Here is an 18,045-nt window from a genome sequence, read left to right as displayed (position 1 = left end):
CAAACTCAAAGATAAAATGGTGATTGCATCTGACGACTTGCAACTTCTGTAGTCGTCGCATCGAACACTCTTGTATAGAATGCAGCGTCAAGGTTGCGCGCGACCTCAGGGAACTGGTTGATAGCGTAGTCAAGCGCATGTTCGACGGTGTCGAACGCGTCGAAACCTCCAAGAGTATGTGTGGACAATCCGCTGAGCCAAATTTTACTTTGTAGACCGGGCACCTGCTTCAGCTGGCTGTTGCGGGAGCGCCAATCAAAATTCTCAAATGGCTGAGAGAATTGTAGTTCAGTGTAGACGAATGCACCCGGTTTTGCTTTGGGGTCAGCCCCATAATGCACTGCGCCCAAGTCTTCGCTGGCTTCCCGAACGATCGCAGCGTCGAACACGCGTGTGTTGTGAGCGACGCCAAATGAGCGTGGCTCGGTCGGGAAATATCCGGTGACGAAACTGCGCGCATTTTCAAGACTGTCAAATGAGTAAAACCCGCCGATTGAGCCAGTCCCATGCCCGTGCAACCACGTTTTGTTTAAGAAACCGGGTTGTTTCTTGATTTCGTCGTTGATGGTTGGCCACGGGGCTTTGTCGAATGGGACCGAAATCGCGACTTCGGTGTAAACGAACGCTTTTGGTGTCATTTGGTGTTCCTTTGCTCGAATAATTGAAGGTGCCAAGGCCGCTCCGGCGCTAGCTACCAGTAGCGCGCGACGCGAGAGCTTGTATTCATGGGGTGGGTTTGAAGTATGCATCATTATCTCCTATCAACTTGCAATATGCAAGTTGATAGGTGTTTGATCGATGTGATTGCAAAATGCAAGTAGATAATCTATCGAAAGAGAATGAGTACAAAATCCAAACGAAATCTGTCAGGCTGCCCGATTGACTACGCGCTAAGCGTACTCGGAGATCGATGGTCTTTGATTATCGTGCGCGACCTAGCAATTAGGGGCGCAAAGACTTATGCAGAGCTGCTCGATGGTTGGGAGGGGATATCAACGAATATTCTTGCGCAACGCATGAGGCATCTCGAAAGCAATGGAATTGTCGAAAAGCGAAAGAACCCGGCCAACTGGAGAAGCTCAATCTACGAGTTGACGCCGAAAGGCCGAGACCTCGCGCCAGTGTTGGCAGAAATTATTCTTTGGGGAGGCGCTTATAACGAGTCGGACAGCCCAAAGAATGAAGCTTATGACACTGTGAAGTCGGACAGGGCGAAATTCGAAGCTGCAATCCGCGAAAATGACGAAATCGCACAATAACTTCGTACCGGGCACTCGTCTCTGTCATGAACTGGCACGCCAAACAAAAAACGCCGCTCCAGAGGGAACGGCGTTTTCGAAATCGATAAGGTGAAAGCTCTTAGAAGCCCAGGCCTTCGTATTTCTTTTTGAACTTGGAAACACGGCCGCCCGCGTCCATCAGGCGAGAGTTGCCGCCTGTCCATGCTGGGTGCACAGATGGGTCGATGTCCAAGGACATTGTGTCGCCTTCTTTGCCCCAGGTGGAGCGCATCTTGATGATGGTGCCATCGGTCATTTTGACGTCGATGAAGTGGTAATCTGGGTGCGTATCTTTTTTCATCAGACCAATCCTTACGCTTGCGGCTTATAGTTGGTTTGTTCTGCGATACGTGCGGACTTACCACGACGGCTGCGCAGGTAGTACAGTTTGGAGCGACGCACGCGACCACGGCGAACCACGGTGATGCTGTCGATGTTGGTGGAGTGCAGTGGGAACACACGTTCCACGCCTTCACCAAAGGAAATCTTGCGAACAGTGAAAGAACCGGCAATGCCTGCACCGTTTTTACGGGAAATGCAGACGCCTTCGTAGTTCTGAACACGAGAGCGGGAGCCCTCGGTCACTTTGTAGCCAACGCGGATGGTGTCACCCGCTTTGAAGTCTGGGATGTCTTTTCCCAGGGAGGCGATTTGTTCCGCCTCGAGCTGTGCGATCAGGTCCATATGACCATCTCCTATGTTGCCCGTGGTTTGCCCACGAAGTTAGGTGCCGTCCAAGAACTCTGTGTCTTCACCGGGTCCGCGTCTTTCATTCAAGAGCGCCCGCCAGAGGGTGTCCGTCGTTACTTATTTGTGCTGTTTCACCCGGCGGCCCCTTCGAAGAAAAAGCGGTTAGCCAAACCAAAACAGGTCCGCACGACTCAAACGAGCCTCGGACAGGCGGGGTGTAGGATAAGACGAGGCGTTTGGCAAGCGTACCGTTTTGGCTAAACCCAACTTTCACTGGGTTTTCTAGCAAATGGGGCTTGAATGGTTAGGTTAGCTAACTTATTTGTGCCTCATGATGATGACCAAAGAGCACATACACCGCATCCACAGGCTTGCCCATCGCGAATGGACGGCGGCGGCGCGCAAACTCGATCTGAGTTTCAATGAGTTTGAGTATCTCTCGGCAGTACAGGCCGAAGAAGACCGTATGCGGATCGAGGACGCGCACGGGCAACACCTTCAGGACATTGTCGCGACGCTCGGAGTGACCAAAGCCTCTGCCAGCACGATGATCGCCAAGCTTGAAGGACGCGGATTGGTGACGCGCTTTCAGTGCCAAGTTGATGCACGCGCGCAGCATATTGTTTTGACCGACGCGGGACGGGCTTTGATGGCTCAGGGCGAAGCGGTCTATGAACGGGTGGCCGCGCGTTTGAATTCGACGAATGAGTGAAACGAAACCACCGGTATGCGGTTTCTAAGCGCTTAAATGTAAGTTAGGCTAACTTAAGGAAAGTAAAATGACAGACGTACTCAATATCCCAACCCTCATCCTTGGGGTCTCATTACACATGCTGCTGTGGGAACACCTGCCGCATTGGGGAACTTGGTTCTCGCGGCTTCTAGGTGTGTTGCCTCGCCCATTGCAGACTCTCTATGAACAATGGCGCTGCCCCTATTGCGCTGGGTTCTGGATCGGGCTTTTGTTGCACGCAGTAACGGGGCAATGGTTTATCGCGGGCTTTGTACAGCTGCCCGAATTCTGGGGACCAGCCGCCGTGCCACTTAGTTGGTTTATCGACGCTTTGGCCTTCGCCGCGTTGAACAAGTTTGGTGTCCTGACTCTAACGGCTTTGGCTTATCCGGCGATGCTTGGGCACCAGGCCAAAGAAGAGTTCATGGCAAAGATGTCTGCCAAATCCACAGACGATTGATCGGCGCAATGGATCGCAGCGTGCCGTTTGCGGCTTGAATTCTGCGCACATATCCGCAGGGTGCTGCGCGTGGGGTCTATTTCGCATCCCCACGCGCGGAGTGACCATGGACCTAGGCGTAGTATCTGAGATCGGACCGATCACCCTATTGCTGGCTTTTGGCGTGGCATTGATCGCGGGGGTCGTGAAGGGGGCCATCGGATTTGCCATGCCCTTGATCCTTGTTTCAGGCATCAGCTCATTGACCGACCCAAAGCTGGCGATTGCGGCTATGTTGCTGCCGACGGTCCTAAGCAATCTGTTCCAAACCTTCCGCAAGGGTGTCACCCCTGCACTTGAGGCCGCGCGGGAGTATTGGCGGTATTTGCTTGTGGTCTGCGTATTTATCGCGCTTTCGGCGCAATTGGTGCCGCATATTTCGACGACGGTTTTCTATTGGGTCCTTGGCATCCCGGTCGTCGCATTGTCCGTTCTGCAGCTGGCTGGTGTAAGAATGACTGTCGCGCCAAAGTATCGGCGGCGCGCTGAATGGGGGCTTGGTATTATTTCCGGTGTTCTTGGCGGATTTGCCGGGACATGGGGCCCGACGACTGTGCTTTACCTTATGGCGATTGACACACCCAAGGCAAAGCAGATGGTCGTGCAGGGTGTGGTTTATGGTCTGGGCTCGATCACGTTGATCACCGCGCATTTGCAATCAGGCATCCTGAACCGCGACACCGCGCCTTTGTCTGCCGCGCTCCTGCCGATTGCCATGATCGGGCTGTGGATCGGGTTTCGTATCCAAGACCGGCTGGACCAGAATGTCTTTCGCAAAGTCACGCTGGTGGTCTTGATCCTTGCGGGGTTGAACCTGATCCGTAAGGGTCTACTCAGCTAGGTTTTCTGGCGAGCCACTTTTCCCACATGTCCGGGCGGCGTGCCTTGGTCAGTGCCTCAGACTGTTCTTGCCGCCATGCGGCGACCTTCCCGTGGTGACCTGACATCAGAACTTCGGGAATTTCGCGGCCCATCCATTCGGTCGGGCGCGTGTATTGCGGGTGTTCCAGCAACCCGTTGGAGTGGCTTTCGTCCTCGATACTATCGGCATTGCCTAGCACCGACGGCAGCAGCCGCACGGTCGCATCAATCATCGCCTGTGCTGCGATCTCTCCGCCCGTCAGGACAAAATCCCCAAGCGAGACCTCTTGGATATTGTAGTGGTCCAGCACGCGCTGATCGACGCCTTCAAACCGGCCACAGAGCAACGTAACCCCGTCACATTGGCTCCATTGTCGCGCCATGGCCTGTGTGAAGGGTGCTCCGCGCGGGCTAAGATAAACGAGCGGCACCGTGCCGCGCACACCACGCAGTGTATGGTCGATGGCTTTGCCCAGCACATCGGGGCGCAGCACCATGCCCGCGCCACCGCCTGCCGGTGTGTCGTCGACGTTGCGATGTTTGCCATCGCCAAAAACACGTAGGTCCGTGGTTTCGATCTGCCACTTCCCGTCTTTCAGCGCCTTGCCGGTCAGGCTTTCGCCCAGCACGCCGGGAAAGGCCTGCGGAAACAACGTGATGATCCGCGCTGTCCATGCATTCGCCAAAGTCGGATTATGCGTCATCAATTCCCGCGGTTTGAACGACACGGAAATCGACTTGCGACCGTGAGATTTGTTTTTTGGTTCGCTCATATTCGCAGGCCCATTTTTGCTGTGTTTGCTTTAGCAAGGGCAAGGCGGTAAGCCAAACGCATATTATGACAAGAGCCCAATCAGAGCAGCTGCAACTTGGACCATTTTTCACTGGAAACGCAGGCGCGGTCGATCATGTCGCGCGCATTGACCGAGGTCGGCACGCCAGCTTTGGCAGAGTCATCACGCGTTTGGCCGATTAAGACAGCAGAAAACGGGAAGCACGGCAAGATCGTATTGCTGGCGCAAACAGGCCGCGATCAGGGTTATGTTCTAAAATATGAACCCGGGCTGTCGGTTGCTGACTTTCGGCGCGTGTCTGACGCTCTCGCTCAAGCGCAGATGGCGATGGCGTCTGAAGCGACCTACAAAGTACCGCAGCAGTTTTGGAACTCTGAAAAGGAAAGGGCGCACCTGTTGGAGTATGTGCCCGGCCCGACGGCGTTTGATCGGCTGGATTATGCGCCGAACCCGGCGCAGCAGCGGGCCGATGTCTTGCAGGACTGCGGCGGTTGGCTGGCACAGTTTCACAAGGCGACGCAAGATCACTTTGGGTCGAACGGGCAGCGAAACTCGTCCTTTAGCTGGATGGGACGCGTGGCGCGGAACCTGGCAGAGCAAACGCGGCAAGGGTATTTGTCGCCCCCGTCGCCCCGCATGTTCTTGGGGCAATGCGCCATGATTCACAGGCTGATACGCGCGACCGAAGGCCACGGCGCCCTTACTGCGACTTTGCATGGTGATCCGCATTTACGAAACTTCATCTATGGGTCGCAGGGCCTCTTTGCCATTGACTTTACCGGCAGGGGCCAAGGGCCGGTTGAACTGGATGCTGTGCGTCTGATGACGCGCGTGGCCTACCGGTTTGAAACTGCGCCCGGCAGTGCTGGGCTTGGCGGAATAGCAGAAAGCGATTGGGACAATCTGGCAATCGGATATGGGCGTGATTTACGAGACACGCCGGTGCTTGCCCTCTGCCTTGCCTTCCAAATCCTGAGAGATTGGTCACGGCAAACCGAGGAAGGCGCGCGGACCAAAGTGCGATTCAAAGCCATGAAGCACATCTTTCGATCTTTGCGCGAGGCGGGATATTAATGCGGGCTGGGTGCCGTTCGTTAATCAAAAAGCCCGGCCGGTGGGTCCGCCACAATGCGACCTGCCTTTAGGTCCACTGTTGGAACGACCGCTCGCGTGAAAAGCAGAAGGACGGTGTTTTTCAATCCGGGCCCGTGCACTTCCAACAGGTCATCCGCGCCATTGTTCTGCACAGATTTGACCTTGCCCAACACAGTCCCGCCCGTGTCGCGGACCTCTAGCCCGATCAAGTCGGTATAGTAAAACTCATCTTCAGGCAGTTCCGGCAGACGGTCACGCGGCGCATAAAGCTGTGTACCCTTTAGGGCATCGGCATCCTCTTTCGTGATGACCCCTGACACGCGTGCAGCAAGCCCGTTTTTGATCGTACGCGTGATGACAAGGTCAAATTCACGACTGCCGTCCTCGGTCGAAAGCGGAGCATAATCCGCAATCGCCTGGGCCTCTGCCGTAAAGCTTTTCAGGCGCACCTCGCCCTGCACGCCGTAAGCGCCGCCGATGGCTCCTACACAAATTAGATCATTTACATTAGCCATGACAGTCGTCACCTCTGTGATATAGCGAGGTGATACCTTTTCATTCGGGTGGTTGCAATTCATGCGCGCAAGGGCTGGGCAGACATATTTTGAAGCGCGACGTCGCGCGAACTGAAAGGATACCGTTCTTTGACAATTTCAAAGATGTCATCAAAAGGCGAAATGTTTCTTTTGCCGGATACCAACATCTGGCTGCTCAAGCCGGTATCACAGCTTTATTATTACGATGAGCAAAGAACACAGATGCCCCACGATATGACCGCATTAGAGGCGTGGAACTGCCTCATGCGAACTCCTGTGCCATTTTTGCAGACGGCATTTCGAGTGCGCGATGCAATTTCTGCCCTATTTGGCGTCAAGAAGATCGGCGGTTTCAGTGGAGGCTCAGCCCAAAACGTCCAAGTCGGGACACACCTAGATTTTTTTCTCGTAGAGCACATTGAAGACAGCTGTCTGGTCCTGACAGCACGAGACCGCCACCTTGATGTCATGACCTGTATTTCGACGGATACGGGAGAGCTATTGGTGACGTCGTCGGTTTGCGTCCACAATTGGTTTGGCAGAGTCTACATGCTCCCCGTCGGTGTGGCTCACCGATGGATTGTCCGGGCGATGTTCAAGCGCCTGTCGCGAGGCTAAGCGCAATCGCGTTTTGCTATCGCCTTTCAATCGGCAGGTCGCCACGGCGGTCTTCCCAGCCAAGCTGTTCAAGTTCCGGCGTGTTTGAGGCTTCTTCCGGCCAGCCGACACAAAGGTAGGCCACCAAGGACCAGTCCTTCGAAATGCTCAGGTCTTGGGAAAGTTGTTTCGGGTCGAGGATGGAAACCCAGCCCACACCCAAGCCGCGTGCGCGTGTTGTCAGCCAAAACAGGTTGATCGCGCCCACAACCGAATAGCGGCGCATCTCTGGCATGGTTTTCGCGCCAAGCCCTGCGCCCTTTGCGGTGCTTTCATCGCAGTAGATCGCCAGCTGCACCGGAGCATCCTGCATGCCGGAAAGCTTCAGACCTGAATAGATCTTGGCTTTCTCGCCAGCATAACCGGCAAGTGCCTCTTGGTTGGCGGCTTCGAAATTATGATAAGCTGCCGCCCGCGCTGCTTGGCTTTCGACACGTACAACGCGCCAAGGTTCTGAAAGGCCAACGGAGGGGGCGAGTAGAAAGGCGTCGAGGCACTCTGACAAGAGCGCCTCGTCCACCGGATCGGTGCGAAAGCGGCGCACATCACGCCGCCACCGAAGAAGTCGGGTCAATTCGGATTGGAAGTCTTTGGAAAAAGACTGCATTCCGACCCCGCCCTTCTTATTCTTCTGCAGGTGCTGCTTCGGCTTCTGCTGCAGCTTCCGCTGCCTCAGCTGCTTTCGCGGCTTTTTCTTCTGCGCGATCTTGGGCTTTCTTGCCTGGAACCGCTTTCTTAGGGTTGCTGCGCTCGGTTTTTTCATTCACGCCAGCCGCTTCGAGGAAGCGTGCAACGCGGTCAGTGACCTGTGCACCTTGGCCAACCCAGTATTTGACGCGCTCTAGGTCCAGCTTGACGCGCTCTTCGCTGTCTTTTGGCAGCAGCGGGTTGTAGGTGCCCAGCTTCTCAATGAAGCGGCCGTCGCGTGGCATGCGGCTGTCCGCTGCAACGATACGGTAAAATGGACGTTTCTTAGAGCCGCCGCGGGCCAAACGAATTTTCATTGCCATGGTGTGTTTCTCCTATGATGGCGTGAGCAGAGCCTCGGCTCTGTTATTCCTGGTGTTTCTTGTGATGTCGGATGACTTCCTGAATGATGAAATTCAGAAAAGCCTTGGCAAAATCGGGGTCCAGGTGGGCCCGGTTCGCCAGATCTTCAAGGCGCGCGATTTGCAGTTCTTCGCGGGCCGGGTCGGAAGGCGGGAGGTCATGTTCGGCTTTCAATTTGCCGACAGCCTGTGTGTGTTTGAAGCGCTCACCCAATGTGTAGACAAGGATCGCGTCGAGGCGGTCAATGCTGTCGCGGTGCTCTTTCAGCAGTTCAGCTGCGCGTTCTGCGGCGTCCGTCATTGGTGTCTCCTGAGGATGGTCGATCATGCGTAGGCCTCCACACTTCCGTCGGGCTCAGGGCGCGGGTGGCGGTAGATCAGGCACGGCTGATCAGGTTTCGGCTGCGGCGCCTCTGGGTCGTAAACTGCGCCCAAACGCTCCGCCAAGGCGATAGACCGTTTGTTATCCTGGTCGATGTAGCTGACAGCGGTCTCCCAACCGAGCACCTCATAGGCATGGCGCACGGCCGCTTGGGCAGCTTCAAAGGCGTAACCTTTGCCTTCGGAACCTTCAAACATCAGCCAGCCAATTTCAGTTTCAGGCCAATCTGCCGGGCACCAAGGGCCGATAAGGCCAATGATCTGATCGCTCTCTTTTGTAGTGACCGCCCACATGCCAAATCCAAGCAGGTCCCAATGACCCACCTCTGCCGCAAACTGTCGCCATGCTTTGCCAAGTGTATATGGCCCGCCCACATGGGCTGCGCGGTCAGACAAGAAAAACGCCACGACAGTATCAACGTCGCGCGCCGCTGGCTTGCGCAGGATCAGGCGGTCTGTGGTTATGGTGGGCGTGTTGGTCACTTATTTCTTTTTCCCAAAGCCAGAGAGACCAGGGGGCAATGCGCTTCCACCGAGACCGGGAAGGCCGCCCATGCCTTTGCCGCCAAGCTGTTTAGCAGCCGCTTCTAGGGCTTTTGGGTCCATTGCGGACGGGTCCATGCCAGCTGGCATGTCTGGCATACCGCCTTTGCCGAACATGCCTTTCATGGCTTGTTTCAGCATGCCGCCTTTGCCCATTTTGCCCATCTTCTTCATCATGTCCGCCATTTGGCGCTGCATTTTCAGAAGCTTGTTAAGGTCAGACACATCCATGCCTGCGCCCGCTGCAATCCGCTTTTTGCGGGACGCCTGCAGGATTTGTGGGTTGGCGCGTTCGATTTTGGTCATCGACTGAATCAGGGCGATCTGCTGTTTCAGGACTTTGTCGTCCATGCCTGCAGCCGCGACTTGGTTCTTCATCTTGGCCATGCCGGGCATCATGCCCATGACGCCTTCCATGCCGCCCATCTTGATCATCTGTTCAAGCTGCATCTTTAGGTCGTTCATGTTGAAGCGACCCTTCTGGAAGCGCTTCATCATTTTTTCGGCTTGTTCAGCCTCGATGGTTTCTTGTGCCTTTTCGACCAAGGCGACGATGTCGCCCATGCCAAGGATTCGGCCTGCAATCCGGTCTGGTTCAAAGGTTTCCAGGGCGTCCATCTTTTCGCCGAGACCGACGAATTTGATGGGCTTGCCGGTAACGGCACGCATCGACAGCGCCGCACCGCCACGACCGTCACCATCCATACGGGTCAGGACCACGCCAGAGATGCCGATCTTGCCGTCAAATTCTTCGGCAACTTCAACAGCGACCTGACCTGTTAGGCCGTCAACCACGAGCAACGTTTCGCGCGGGTTCACCGCGTCGCGAACATCTTCGACCTCTTGCATGAGGGTCTCGTCGATCTGCAAACGACCCGCAGTGTCGAGCATATAGACGTCATAGCCACCCAGCGTCGCTTGCTGTTTGGCGCGTTTGGCGATCTGAACTGCGGATTCGCCTGCCACGATGGGCAGCGTATCAACGCCGATCTGGGTGCCAAGAATTTCAAGCTGCTGCATCGCCGCTGGGCGGTAGATGTCCAGTGAGGCCATCAGAACGCGTTTGCCGTTCTTTTCCTTCAGGCGCTTGGCCAGCTTACCGGTTGTGGTTGTCTTACCAGAACCCTGCAGACCGACCATTAGGATCGGCGCCGGGGCGTTGTCGATTTTCAACTCGCCCGGATTGTCATCATTGCCTGCCAGAACATGCTGCAATTCGTCATGGACGATCTTCACAACTTGTTGGCCGGGCGTGACCGATTTGGTCACGGCTTGACCTGTCGCCTTGTCCTGCACCGCTTTGACAAAGTCGCGGGCCACCGGCAAGGAAACGTCTGCCTCTAGCAGGGCAACGCGGACCTCTCGTAGAGCGGCTTTGACGTCGTCTTCAGACAGCGCACCCTGTTTCGTCAGACGGTCAAAGACCCCGGAAAGGCGTTCGCTTAGATTCTCAAACATCTTTTTCGGCTCCTTATTGACCGTTTCGACATGGACCGAAGATAGGCACGATCCGACCTGACACCAGAGCAAATGCACGAAGGCCCCCGTGGGCGAAACTCGCTGACGGGGGGCGATCCTGGCTATCTGCCTAGGACCGGAAGCTTTGTGGGACTCCCGGAATGTGTGCGCGGATACTCTGCGTGCCGGGATGAGTCAAGTCATTCAAACGATTACGCGCGTGGCTGCTCTGGTGTTTGTAGGCGCGGGGGGATTTCTACAGGGACGCGTGAGCCTCCAAGTATGGTATCACCCACCCGGTGAAGGCGAACCGGAAAATGGGAGCTAAACTTTGGGTGGGTCTCTCCCGAACGCGGATCAAACACCGTCATTCGCGTCGGGGTAGAATAGCGGTTTCAGGGGCTGGTATGCCGTTTATATCATTCGCACCATCGTAGAAATCCCCAGTCGCCGCAGAAAGATGTGTGACGTTGCAAAGATATCTATTGCACAGCTATCGGGTGTCATCCTGATATCGCAAACAAAGAAGCGTAATATGTTTCAGAAACTTGCGGACGACGGGAAATACATGAGCACGCCTTTGGTGTGCATTATCCCTCTGAACTGCTGTTGCCAATGCAAATTCTCTTTGAATCCTTAGAAAAGTGACGTGGCCGGGTCGGATTCAGTCACATTTTGGCCGCGATTTTCGGCAAATATGCTGAAAAGGTAAGGATAATTTCTACCTTTAGTTGATTCTACTTCGCGAGATGCCTTAAATGGAAGCGAGGCAAGAACAATATGATTTGTCCAGTCGAGCATAAAGGCTGAATGATGAACAGATTACGCGGTAGATGGGCCTGGGCGGCCAGCTATTTCATGGCGGCTGCGGTGATCATTCTGATCACTGCAACGACATGGGTGCTGTACGAACGCGAAGCACGGATCGTCGAAATTGAAAAGATGCGTGCATCGGTCAAGTCCGAAATCGATATGATCGCGCAAGGGATCGAGAACGCGATCTTACGCGACTCACTCGCCATTGATGCGTTGGCAACGCATATTTCGTTGCATCCGGATGTGGACAAAGAAGAATTTCGCGCTTTCGCGCGTCGGACATTTTCGCACATCCCAGAGTTCAAGCTTGTGGCGTTGGCGCCCGACCTCGTTGTGGCGGATGTTTTTCCCTTCGAGGGTAATCAGGCCGTGATCGGGTCAAATTACAACGAAATTCCTGCTCAGTTGGCTGCGGTTAAGCGTGCGATGGCGGCGGATAACGTTGTCATTGCCGGGCCTGTTGATCTGATTCAGGGCGGTCAGGCCTTAATTGCAAGGCGCGCTGTAAAAACAACGGACTTTGGCGCGTTCGGTCCACGCGATTGGGGCATCGTTTCGATGGTGATCGATCTTGACACGATCCTTGAAAATGTCGGTGCCTATGACGTCGATTTTGACCTCGCCTTGCGCGGTAAGGATGGCCTTGGCAGCGGTGGCGGCATCATTCGCGGCTCTCCATCCTTGTTCGCGCATGATCCGGTGACGGTTGATGTCGATTTGCCCTATGGCAGTTGGTTCATTGGCGCGGTGCCGAAAGATGGCTGGACGGTTTCGCACGTGACGTTCCTCAGCCCACGGCTTGGCTTTTTGCTAAGCGCTATGGCGCTGATCATCTTGGTTTGGGGTGTGATGCGGCTTGTGCAGCTTCGGATGCGTGCGGACGCCAAGCTTACCGCTGCGATGAACAGCATCAATGATGGTTTCGCTTATTATGACCGCGATGATCGTTTGGTACTGTGCAACACCAAATACAAAGAAATGTATTCACTTTCTGCCGAAGCGATGGTGCCGGGTGCCACCTTTGAAGAGATCATCCGGTTCGGGATTGAACACAAGCAATACTCTGAAGCCATTGGCCGAGAGTCCCAATTCCTACGAGAGCGGCTTGCAGCCCATAAGGCTGGTGGGGTTAACATTGAACAACAGCTTGATGACGGGCGTTGGTTGAAGATTGTTGAGGCGAAAACGCCTGATGGCGGCACGGTTGGATTCCGGGTTGATATCACCGAACTGAAGAACGCGCGGGATGAGGCTGAGGCAGCCAACCGCGCAAAATCGGAATTCTTGGATGTGATGAGCCACGAATTGCGCACCCCGTTAACCGTTGTCCTGGGCGGCACGCCATTTCTGTGCCGACCTGAGCTTCTGCCTGCGGCAACGAAACTCTTTAGCACGCTCGAAGCCAAGGGCGCAGAAGCAGAGGACATAAAGCTAGAAGTCGAGGCGCTGCTGGCGTCGCTGAAGTCGCTTGCCGGTAAGGTTGACCGCTCAGCGAAACACCTGCTGACACTGATCAATGACGTGCTTGATTTCTCTAAGATCGAAGCGGGGCGCATGGACCTCAGCCAAGAGCCGATCAATTTGGCGCATCTGGTCGAAGACCTGATCGAGGAATTCTCATTAAAAGCAGAGTCAAAGTCGCTCTACCTGGAAAGCGAAGTTGGCGACATCTTTGTCGAAGCGGACGAGTTGCGCTTGCGGCAGGTCTTTATCAATATTCTTGGGAATGCCTTTAAATTCACCGACGAAGGCGGCATTCGCATCTCTGCCGATGATCGGGGTGCGCGCGTGCATGTAACTGTGTCAGACACCGGCTGCGGCATCCCGGCGGCGCACCTCAATCAGGTGTTCAATAAGTTCTCGCAGGTCGACAGCAGTTCTACGCGTAAGGCAGGAGGCACCGGCCTTGGCATGGCGATCACCAAAAAGATTGTCGAAATGCATGGCGGTGATATCTGGGTGGAAAGCGAAGAGGGCGCAGGCAGTTCCTTCACCTTCACCCTGCAACGTGCCGATGCCAAACGTGTCGCAAATGACGAGCCTGCGCAGATCCCCAAACGTGCCTAAATTGGCGACTTGAGAGATGACAGAGCCTTGGCCTTAAAGCCAAGGCTCCGGGTGAAGTTTTATGCCGCTTGCAAGCCAAGCTCTTCCAAGCTGTCTTGATCGACGAACCGAACGTCGGTGATGCCAAGAAAGCCAAGGGCGAATTTCAGATATGGCGTCGCGAAATCGTAGTCAGTGCCGATTTTCACGCCCCCGCTCGCGACCGCCACAATCACGGACTTTCCAGATAGCAACCCTTCCGGACCGTTCTCGGTGTAGCGAAAGGTCACGCCGGCACGTGCGATCTGGTCAATCCAAGCTTTCAGAACCGCCGGGACGCTGAAATTGTAGATTGGGGTGCCGATGACAATTGTATCGGCGGCCTGGACTTCTGCCACCAGAATATCCGATTGAGAAAGGATGGCGTTCTGTGCGTCGGACCGCTCTGCGACCGGTGTGAACGTTCCGCTGACCCAATCTTCGCTCAGAAATGGGAGACCGTCTTTCAAGTCGCGCCGGATAACCTGCGCAGGGCGAAGGCTGTCAACCAGTTGAGAAGACAGCGTGCGAGACACCGACCCATTGTCGCGGGCGGAGGCGTCGATGTGTAGAACAGTATGTGTCATGAGACAGTTCCTTTGGTTGATGACACAAATTTGGCCATTGCAAATTCAAACACAATATCAGAATATGAACGCATGATGTGTGATTTCGCACACATCTCTGTTGCGAGCCGGAGGCGCCAAATGGACAATTGGGATGAAATTCGGACGGCTTATCAGGTTGCACGCCACGGGACTGTTAGCGGGGCCGCTGATGTTCTGGGCGTGCACCACGCGACCGTGATCCGGCACATCGATGCGCTAGAGACGCGGCTGGGTGTTAAGCTGTTCCAACGCCATGCACGGGGCTATACGCCAACCGAAGCCGGGCAGGATATGATGCGGGTCGGACAGGCGACAGACGACCAATTTGGCCAGCTTGAGGGCCGCATCAAAGGCCGTGGAAATGACGTCTCCGGTGAGTTGGTGGTCACTTCTCTTGCCAATATGTCCCGGCTTGTCACGCCCGTCTTGGCCGAATTTCAAGCCATGCATCCGGGCCTTATGGTGCGCTATTTGACCGACGACCGGGTCTTTCGGCTGGAATATGGCGAGGCCCATGTCGCCATCCGCGCCGGATCAACACCGCAGGAACCTGACAATGTTGTCCAGCCGCTGGTTCAGATGGAGGTCGGACTGTTTGCCACAAAGGATTACGTGGCGCAAAACGGCAAACCCGAAAGCCTAGAGGATTTCACCAAGCATCGCTTTGTTGGCAACGACAACGAGAAAAGCCGCGCGCCATTCTTGCAGTGGCTCAGCAACGTCGTGCCCCGTGAAAACATCACTTTCCGTGCGACCGATGCCAATGCGATGGAGCAAGCTGTTCTAAGCGGCGCGGGCATCGGATTTTTACCGCGTTGGTATCAGCACAACTATTCCGAATTGGAAGAGGTCTGGCCTGCAGATCCGGTCTGGCATGGGGCAGTGTGGCTCGTGACCCATGTGGACCTGCACCGCACGGTAAAAGTGCAATCGTTTCTGACCTATCTCAAGCAGCGGTCCAAAGATTGGAAGTGCTACGGAGAAGATTGCGGCTGAGCGTCCTCACCCTGTGTCGCCGTGTCTTGCAGTTCCGTTTCAAGGAACCTTTCAAAGGCGTCGAGGTTCACAGGTTCAAACTGGCCAAAGCCCTGCATCCAAACGCTCGCGGTTTTCAATGCGTCAGGTTCCAGCTTGCACCACTTCACGCGCCCACGCTTTTCCTGACTGATCAGCCCCGCATTGGCGAGGATCATCAGGTGCTTGGAAATCGCGGCAAGCGACATATCAAATGGTTCCGCCACATCGGTGACAGCCATATCGTCCTCGAGCAGCATTGTCAGGATGCTGCGCCGGGTGGCGTCGGCGAGGGCCGCAAATTTGATATCCAGATCGCTCATTGCGCTGATCCTACTGATTGCGGTTGGCAAGTGAAAGCACTGATCATTTGACCGCATGGTCAACAAACGGGTCGACTTCGTCTATAACTCCTGCATAGTGGCGCGAGTTCGACCATGAGACTGCACCATGCCAATGCGATATTGGGCCATCATTCTGCTTCTGGCGGCAGGGTGGGGGTCATCCTTCTTTTTCAACGAAATTCTGCTGCGGGAACTCGGTCCCTTGACCGTTGGCCTCGGCCGGGTTGCATTTGGCGCGCTTGGCTGCTGGATCTGGCTGTTGGGGCGAAAGTCGATCAAAGGCGGGCGCGTCGGCCTTGGCAACGTCAATCTGACCGTGCTGCTCCTTTTTAGCGCCTTCCAATACGCAATCCCGCTGACGCTGTACCCGGTGACCCAACAATACATCACCTCTTCCGCGGCAGGCGTTGTGAATGCCATGACGCCCATCATGGTTGTCATTGTCAGTCACCTTTGGCCACAGGGTGAAAAGATGACCTCCCTGCGCAGCATCGGGGTTGGCCTTGGGTTTTGCGGTATTGTCCTGCTTGCCGTTCCCGCGCTGCAAGGGCAGGGGGAGTCCGACCCGCTGGCGCTTTTTGCCACCATGGGCGCGCCGCTTTGCTATGCGATTGCCCTGAACCTGATCCGCTGGATGGATGGCATGGACCGGGTTCTACTGACCACATGGTCCCTGACATTTGCGGCGATCTTGCTGCTGCCATCCACGTTGATCAGCGAAGGGCTTCCGGTCATCCAAGAAGCCACCACATGGTATGCGCTTTTCACCATTGGGTTTGTTCTAACCTCGGCGGCCTTCATCCTTTTGTTCTGGCTGATCCCGCTGGTCGGGGGCACAACGGCTTCGACCATTACCTTCATCGCGCCGGTGTCATCTGTCCTGCTTGGCGTGCTTATCCTGAATGAAACTCTCGCCCTCATCCAGTATCTCGGGATGGTGGTGATCTTCTTCGGGATGCTCTTTGTGGACGGGCGGATTTTTCGGCCGCGGGATATTCAACCAGGTAGTTGAATACTGGATTTTAGCCAGATCAGCGCATAAGCCGCAATTCACGGCTAAATTATCTGTGCCGATCTGCGCTGAAGTTTTATAAATATCAATGAGTTACACCTGTGTCATTTCGCGCCCAGACTCACATTGACTCATGGCCCCCTCGCGCCTAGGAATGCGCGCAAGTTCAACCGGTGGGAATGCGCGTGACCGATCCTGAAGACAAAGAGCGCCTAAGGCAGCTTGAGGAACGGATCGAGGCGGTCAAAAAGACCCAGGCACCCAAAGACCACATGGAGGAACACTATTCTCAGGCACAGCTGGCCTGGCGGATGGTGATTGAGCTTGTCGCCGGTCTTTTGATCGGGTTTGGAGTTGGGTTGGGGCTAGACACCCTGTTCGGGACTAAGCCGATTTTCCTAATTCTGTTTATATTTTTGGGTTTCGCCGCCGGGGTCAACGTGATGATCCGCAGCGCGAAAGAAATCCAGGCGAAACAATTGGCCGAACAGGCCGAAAAGGATGAGAGGGACTAGACGTGGCAAGCGAAGCACACGGCGCAGAAGAGGGTGGCCTTGTTTTCCACCCGATGGATCAGTTCATCGTGAAGCCACTGTTTGGTGGTGACGCTATTGGCATGTTCACCATCACCAACGTGACCCTCTGGATGGCCCTCGCGGTTGTTGCAGTTGTTGCGCTGATGGTTTTCGGCACCTCGAGCCGCAAAATCGTGCCGGGCCGTGGTCAGTCCATCGCGGAACTGGCATATGGTTTTGTCTACAAAATGGTTGAAGACGTCGCCGGCAAAGACGCTGTGAAGTTCTTCCCATATATCATGACGCTTTTCATGTTCATCGTTTTCGCCAACTTCCTTGGCCTTCTGCCGATGTCCTTCACCACAACATCGCACTTCGCTGTAACTGTGGTTCTGGCACTGCTGGTGTTCCTGACTGTGACCATCGTAGGTTTCGTCAAGAACGGTTTGGGTTTCCTTGGTCTCTTCTGGGTCAGCTCTGCGCCTCTGGCACTGCGCCCCATTCTGGCGATCATCGAACTGATCTCTTACTTCGTGCGCCCTGTCAGCCACTCCATTCGTTTGGCGGGCAACGTTATGGCGGGTCACGCGGTTATCAAAGTTTTTGCAGGCTTCGCTGCCATCGCCGTGGTTTCCCCGGTGTCCGTCGTCGCGATCACTGCAATGTACGGTCTTGAAGTCCTCGTGGCCTTCATCCAGGCCTACGTCTTCACCATTCTGACTTGTGTTTACCTGAAGGACGCTCTGCATCCATCGCACTAAGTATGTGCCGGGCCGAAGCCCGGCCTGCACAAGTCGAACACTCACCTACTTATTCCAAACTTCCAACGTAAGGAGAATTCACCATGGAAGGTCAACTCGCACACATCGGCGCAGGTCTTGCAGCAATCGGTTCCGGCGCAGCAGCTATCGGTGTTGGTAACGTTGCAGGTAACTACCTGGCAGGCGCACTGCGCAACCCATCCGCAGCAGCATCCCAAACAGCGACACTGTTCATCGGTATCGCGTTCGCAGAAGCACTGGGCATCTTCTCGTTCCTGGTTGCACTTCTGCTGATGTTCGCCGTCTAATCTAGC

At 55.2% G+C, this 18,045-nt stretch carries 24 protein-coding genes; 12 read left to right on the top strand and 12 right to left on the bottom strand.

What is annotated here, in order from left to right; translation table 11 throughout:
- Positions 1-5 precede the first annotated feature (5 nt).
- A complete protein-coding gene (locus BUA39_RS06800) occupies positions 6-749 on the bottom strand; it encodes a YdhR family protein (protein ID WP_242648550.1) in 744 nt (247 codons plus the stop codon).
- Positions 750-839: 90 nt separating this feature from the next.
- Between BUA39_RS06800 and BUA39_RS06795 the strand changes: the two genes are divergently transcribed.
- Positions 840-1,259, top strand: coding sequence for a winged helix-turn-helix transcriptional regulator (locus BUA39_RS06795; RefSeq protein WP_072792169.1), 420 nt, complete (start codon positions 840-842; stop codon positions 1,257-1,259).
- A gap of 100 nt (positions 1,260-1,359) precedes the next feature.
- Here the strand turns inward: BUA39_RS06795 and rpmE are convergent, their stop codons facing one another.
- Positions 1,360-1,581, bottom strand: coding sequence for a 50S ribosomal protein L31 (gene rpmE / locus BUA39_RS06790; RefSeq protein WP_072792167.1), 222 nt, complete (start codon positions 1,579-1,581; stop codon positions 1,360-1,362).
- Between the two features lie 11 nt (positions 1,582-1,592).
- Positions 1,593-1,964, bottom strand: a complete 372-nt coding sequence (rplS, locus tag BUA39_RS06785) for a 50S ribosomal protein L19 (protein WP_072792166.1) — start codon at positions 1,962-1,964, stop codon at positions 1,593-1,595.
- A 340-nt stretch (positions 1,965-2,304) separates the two neighbouring features.
- Between rplS and BUA39_RS06780 the strand changes: the two genes are divergently transcribed.
- From BUA39_RS06780 to BUA39_RS06770, 3 genes are all read left to right on the top strand, one after another.
- Entirely contained in the window at positions 2,305-2,682 is a 378-nt protein-coding gene (locus BUA39_RS06780) for a MarR family winged helix-turn-helix transcriptional regulator (protein WP_242648549.1), read from the top strand.
- A gap of 67 nt (positions 2,683-2,749) precedes the next feature.
- Positions 2,750-3,163 carry a hypothetical protein gene (locus tag BUA39_RS06775; RefSeq protein ID WP_072792163.1) on the top strand — a complete coding sequence of 138 codons (414 nt, stop codon included), beginning with the start codon at positions 2,750-2,752 and terminating at the stop codon, positions 3,161-3,163.
- Positions 3,164-3,269: 106 nt separating this feature from the next.
- The gene (locus BUA39_RS06770; protein WP_072792161.1) at positions 3,270-4,043 is read left to right on the top strand and encodes a sulfite exporter TauE/SafE family protein; all 774 of its coding nucleotides are present in this window, start codon (positions 3,270-3,272) and stop codon (positions 4,041-4,043) included.
- On the opposite strand, the gene trmD is transcribed toward BUA39_RS06770, so the two are convergent.
- Positions 4,036-4,836: a tRNA (guanosine(37)-N1)-methyltransferase TrmD gene (trmD, locus tag BUA39_RS06765; RefSeq protein WP_072792159.1), complete on the bottom strand. Its 801-nt coding sequence runs from the start codon at positions 4,834-4,836 to the stop codon at positions 4,036-4,038. The genes BUA39_RS06770 and trmD overlap by 8 nt on opposite strands.
- A 96-nt stretch (positions 4,837-4,932) precedes the next feature.
- Here trmD and BUA39_RS06760 point away from each other — a divergent pair, with 96 nt between their 5' ends.
- Positions 4,933-5,931 carry an aminoglycoside phosphotransferase family protein gene (locus BUA39_RS06760; protein WP_072792158.1) on the top strand — a complete coding sequence of 333 codons (999 nt, stop codon included), beginning with the start codon at positions 4,933-4,935 and terminating at the stop codon, positions 5,929-5,931.
- A gap of 20 nt (positions 5,932-5,951) precedes the next feature.
- Here the strand turns inward: BUA39_RS06760 and rimM are convergent, their stop codons facing one another.
- Entirely contained in the window at positions 5,952-6,467 is a 516-nt protein-coding gene (rimM, locus tag BUA39_RS06755; RefSeq protein WP_072792713.1) for a ribosome maturation factor RimM, read from the bottom strand.
- A 129-nt stretch (positions 6,468-6,596) separates the two neighbouring features.
- Between rimM and BUA39_RS06750 the strand changes: the two genes are divergently transcribed.
- The gene (locus BUA39_RS06750; protein WP_242648548.1) at positions 6,597-7,106 is read left to right on the top strand and encodes a DUF2867 domain-containing protein; all 510 of its coding nucleotides are present in this window, start codon (positions 6,597-6,599) and stop codon (positions 7,104-7,106) included.
- Positions 7,107-7,122: 16 nt separating this feature from the next.
- Here BUA39_RS06750 and bluB read toward each other — a convergent pair whose 3' ends face one another.
- Genes bluB through ffh form a run of 5 tightly spaced genes read right to left on the bottom strand, consistent with a single transcriptional unit; the run spans position 7,123 to position 10,576 of the window.
- Complete coding sequence (gene bluB / locus BUA39_RS06745; protein ID WP_072792154.1) at positions 7,123-7,752, bottom strand: 5,6-dimethylbenzimidazole synthase; 630 nt, start codon at positions 7,750-7,752, stop codon at positions 7,123-7,125.
- Between the two features lie 16 nt (positions 7,753-7,768).
- Positions 7,769-8,155 carry a 30S ribosomal protein S16 gene (gene rpsP / locus BUA39_RS06740; protein ID WP_072792153.1) on the bottom strand — a complete coding sequence of 129 codons (387 nt, stop codon included), beginning with the start codon at positions 8,153-8,155 and terminating at the stop codon, positions 7,769-7,771.
- A 43-nt stretch (positions 8,156-8,198) separates the two neighbouring features.
- Entirely contained in the window at positions 8,199-8,495 is a 297-nt protein-coding gene (locus tag BUA39_RS06735) for a chorismate mutase (RefSeq protein WP_072792711.1), read from the bottom strand.
- Positions 8,496-8,518: 23 nt separating this feature from the next.
- Positions 8,519-9,058 carry a GNAT family N-acetyltransferase gene (locus BUA39_RS06730; protein ID WP_072792151.1) on the bottom strand — a complete coding sequence of 180 codons (540 nt, stop codon included), beginning with the start codon at positions 9,056-9,058 and terminating at the stop codon, positions 8,519-8,521.
- Entirely contained in the window at positions 9,059-10,576 is a 1,518-nt protein-coding gene (gene ffh / locus BUA39_RS06725; RefSeq protein WP_072792150.1) for a signal recognition particle protein, read from the bottom strand.
- Between the two features lie 813 nt (positions 10,577-11,389).
- On the opposite strand from ffh, the gene BUA39_RS06720 reads away from it, so the two are divergent.
- Positions 11,390-13,459, top strand: a complete 2,070-nt coding sequence (locus BUA39_RS06720) for an ATP-binding protein (RefSeq protein WP_165610491.1) — start codon at positions 11,390-11,392, stop codon at positions 13,457-13,459.
- A gap of 59 nt (positions 13,460-13,518) precedes the next feature.
- Here the strand turns inward: BUA39_RS06720 and BUA39_RS06715 are convergent, their stop codons facing one another.
- Complete coding sequence (locus BUA39_RS06715; protein ID WP_072792147.1) at positions 13,519-14,064, bottom strand: FMN-dependent NADH-azoreductase; 546 nt, start codon at positions 14,062-14,064, stop codon at positions 13,519-13,521.
- A 120-nt stretch (positions 14,065-14,184) separates the two neighbouring features.
- Between BUA39_RS06715 and BUA39_RS06710 the strand changes: the two genes are divergently transcribed.
- A complete protein-coding gene (locus BUA39_RS06710; RefSeq protein WP_072792145.1) occupies positions 14,185-15,081 on the top strand; it encodes a LysR family transcriptional regulator in 897 nt (298 codons plus the stop codon).
- Here BUA39_RS06710 and BUA39_RS06705 read toward each other — a convergent pair.
- Complete coding sequence (locus BUA39_RS06705; RefSeq protein ID WP_072792144.1) at positions 15,060-15,422, bottom strand: ArsR/SmtB family transcription factor; 363 nt, start codon at positions 15,420-15,422, stop codon at positions 15,060-15,062. The two genes, BUA39_RS06710 and BUA39_RS06705, sit on opposite strands and share 22 nt — an antisense overlap.
- A 127-nt stretch (positions 15,423-15,549) precedes the next feature.
- Here BUA39_RS06705 and BUA39_RS06700 point away from each other — a divergent pair, with 127 nt between their 5' ends.
- The 4 genes from BUA39_RS06700 to BUA39_RS06685 all read left to right on the top strand — a co-directional run bounded on the left by BUA39_RS06700 (position 15,550) and on the right by BUA39_RS06685 (position 18,039).
- A complete protein-coding gene (locus tag BUA39_RS06700) occupies positions 15,550-16,455 on the top strand; it encodes a DMT family transporter (protein ID WP_072792142.1) in 906 nt (301 codons plus the stop codon).
- Between the two features lie 185 nt (positions 16,456-16,640).
- Positions 16,641-16,970, top strand: a complete 330-nt coding sequence (locus BUA39_RS06695) for an AtpZ/AtpI family protein (protein WP_072792710.1) — start codon at positions 16,641-16,643, stop codon at positions 16,968-16,970.
- Between the two features lie 53 nt (positions 16,971-17,023).
- A complete protein-coding gene (locus tag BUA39_RS06690; protein WP_423219936.1) occupies positions 17,024-17,731 on the top strand; it encodes a F0F1 ATP synthase subunit A in 708 nt (235 codons plus the stop codon).
- An 83-nt stretch (positions 17,732-17,814) separates the two neighbouring features.
- A complete protein-coding gene (locus BUA39_RS06685) occupies positions 17,815-18,039 on the top strand; it encodes a F0F1 ATP synthase subunit C (RefSeq protein ID WP_022572950.1) in 225 nt (74 codons plus the stop codon).
- Positions 18,040-18,045 lie beyond the last annotated feature (6 nt).

Origin of the sequence: Cognatishimia maritima, assembly GCF_900129685.1 — a bacterium.
GTDB classification, from domain to species: Bacteria; Pseudomonadota; Alphaproteobacteria; order Rhodobacterales; family Rhodobacteraceae; genus Cognatishimia; species Cognatishimia maritima.
This window is presented reverse-complemented; position numbering and strand designations above follow the sequence as displayed.

Bases quoted from the DNA above. Each gene is read 5' to 3' on its own strand.
- BUA39_RS06690 (WP_423219936.1), top strand. From the start codon at position 17,024: ATGGATCAGTTCATCGTGAAGCCACTGTTTGGTGGTGACGCTATTGGC.
- rplS (WP_072792166.1), bottom strand. From the start codon at position 1,964: ATGGACCTGATCGCACAGCTCGAGGCGGAACAAATCGCCTCCCTGGGA.
- BUA39_RS06715 (WP_072792147.1), bottom strand. From the start codon at position 14,064: ATGACACATACTGTTCTACACATCGACGCCTCCGCCCGCGACAATGGG.
- ffh (WP_072792150.1), bottom strand. From the start codon at position 10,576: ATGTTTGAGAATCTAAGCGAACGCCTTTCCGGGGTCTTTGACCGTCTG.
- BUA39_RS06735 (WP_072792711.1), bottom strand. From the start codon at position 8,495: ATGACGGACGCCGCAGAACGCGCAGCTGAACTGCTGAAAGAGCACCGC.
- BUA39_RS06700 (WP_072792142.1), top strand. From the start codon at position 15,550: ATGCCAATGCGATATTGGGCCATCATTCTGCTTCTGGCGGCAGGGTGG.
- BUA39_RS06720 (WP_165610491.1), top strand. From the start codon at position 11,390: ATGAACAGATTACGCGGTAGATGGGCCTGGGCGGCCAGCTATTTCATG.
- BUA39_RS06705 (WP_072792144.1), bottom strand. From the start codon at position 15,422: ATGAGCGATCTGGATATCAAATTTGCGGCCCTCGCCGACGCCACCCGG.
- rpsP (WP_072792153.1), bottom strand. From the start codon at position 8,155: ATGGCAATGAAAATTCGTTTGGCCCGCGGCGGCTCTAAGAAACGTCCA.
- BUA39_RS06685 (WP_022572950.1), top strand. From the start codon at position 17,815: ATGGAAGGTCAACTCGCACACATCGGCGCAGGTCTTGCAGCAATCGGT.
- bluB (WP_072792154.1), bottom strand. From the start codon at position 7,752: ATGCAGTCTTTTTCCAAAGACTTCCAATCCGAATTGACCCGACTTCTT.
- BUA39_RS06795 (WP_072792169.1), top strand. From the start codon at position 840: ATGAGTACAAAATCCAAACGAAATCTGTCAGGCTGCCCGATTGACTAC.
- trmD (WP_072792159.1), bottom strand. From the start codon at position 4,836: ATGAGCGAACCAAAAAACAAATCTCACGGTCGCAAGTCGATTTCCGTG.
- BUA39_RS06780 (WP_242648549.1), top strand. From the start codon at position 2,305: ATGATGACCAAAGAGCACATACACCGCATCCACAGGCTTGCCCATCGC.
- BUA39_RS06710 (WP_072792145.1), top strand. From the start codon at position 14,185: ATGGACAATTGGGATGAAATTCGGACGGCTTATCAGGTTGCACGCCAC.
- BUA39_RS06770 (WP_072792161.1), top strand. From the start codon at position 3,270: ATGGACCTAGGCGTAGTATCTGAGATCGGACCGATCACCCTATTGCTG.
- rimM (WP_072792713.1), bottom strand. From the start codon at position 6,467: ATGGCTAATGTAAATGATCTAATTTGTGTAGGAGCCATCGGCGGCGCT.
- rpmE (WP_072792167.1), bottom strand. From the start codon at position 1,581: ATGAAAAAAGATACGCACCCAGATTACCACTTCATCGACGTCAAAATG.
- BUA39_RS06775 (WP_072792163.1), top strand. From the start codon at position 2,750: ATGACAGACGTACTCAATATCCCAACCCTCATCCTTGGGGTCTCATTA.
- BUA39_RS06800 (WP_242648550.1), bottom strand. From the start codon at position 749: ATGCATACTTCAAACCCACCCCATGAATACAAGCTCTCGCGTCGCGCG.